2 protein-coding genes are annotated in these 930 nt (G+C 35.1%); both read left to right on the plus strand.

The features are described from left to right. Positions 1-189: 189 nt before the first annotated feature. Positions 190-429, plus strand: a complete 240-nt coding sequence (locus AA089_RS23105; protein WP_046759392.1) for a hypothetical protein — start codon at positions 190-192, stop codon at positions 427-429. A gap of 213 nt (positions 430-642) precedes the next feature. Then, positions 643-930: hypothetical protein (locus AA089_RS23110; RefSeq protein WP_046759393.1), on the plus strand; the 288-nt coding region annotated here is incomplete at its 3' end.

The following is a 930-nucleotide window of genomic DNA, read 5'->3' on the forward strand; positions in this document are numbered from 1 at the left end:
AATAAAATTTATACTTTTACAAACATAGGAGTGATCAACTCACAACCTACATTACTACATTTTATGGTAAAACCATACCATTCTCCTTCAGGTTCTTCATAATTTAATGAGCTGATAATTAAACGCATACATAAGATATAATGTATACTAAAAAGAATACTTAAATATTAACTACATAAATCATACATCATGAAGAAAAAAAGCTTAAAAAATTTAAACGTAAAAAAAACTACAGTTTCAAACCTTAATAAAGGAGGCGCAGCTATTAGAACATATTATACCGTTTGCGGAACAGGTCCACAAACAATCGTTTGTACATATAACTGTCCTTCACAACTATGTACTTTATTAATTGATTGTGATACATACAACTCACAAAATCGCTGTAAAACAATTGAAGTAGATCCTACAACACTACCAATCTGCTAAATACCAGATTCTAAAATAGTTGAAAAAGGCAAATCGATACGGTTTGCCTTTTTTTGTTGTCTTGACTCTTGGGTCTTGATTCTCTGGTCTTTGGTCTTTGGTCTTTGGTCTTGGTTCATACTTCTCGATACAATTTTTCCTTATATTATTCAGAAAAATCACTTGAAGTGACACGACAAAAAATATTAAATTATAAATGTTACATATAAAAGCATGCTAAGAACACTCGCGAAGCGGCCCAAAAGCGAAGCAACCCAAAAGCAAAGCGACCCAAAAGCGAAGCAACCCAAAAGCAAAGCGACCCAAAAGCAAAGTAACCAAAAAGTGAAGCGACCCAAAAGCGAAGCAACCAAAAAGCGAAGCAACCAAAAAGCAAAGCGACCAAAAAGCGAAGCAACCAAAAAGCGAAGCGACCAAAAAGCAAAGCAACCAAAAGCGAAGCGACCCAAAAACAAAGCAACCAAAAAGCAAAGCGACCAAAAAGCGAAGCGACCCAAAAGC

Source organism: Kordia jejudonensis, from assembly GCF_001005315.1.
Classification (GTDB): Bacteria; Bacteroidota; Bacteroidia; order Flavobacteriales; family Flavobacteriaceae; genus Kordia; species Kordia jejudonensis.

Excerpts from the sequence above, each read along its gene's own strand:
- AA089_RS23105 (WP_046759392.1), top strand. The coding sequence starts at position 190 with ATGAAGAAAAAAAGCTTAAAAAATTTAAACGTAAAAAAAACTACAGTT.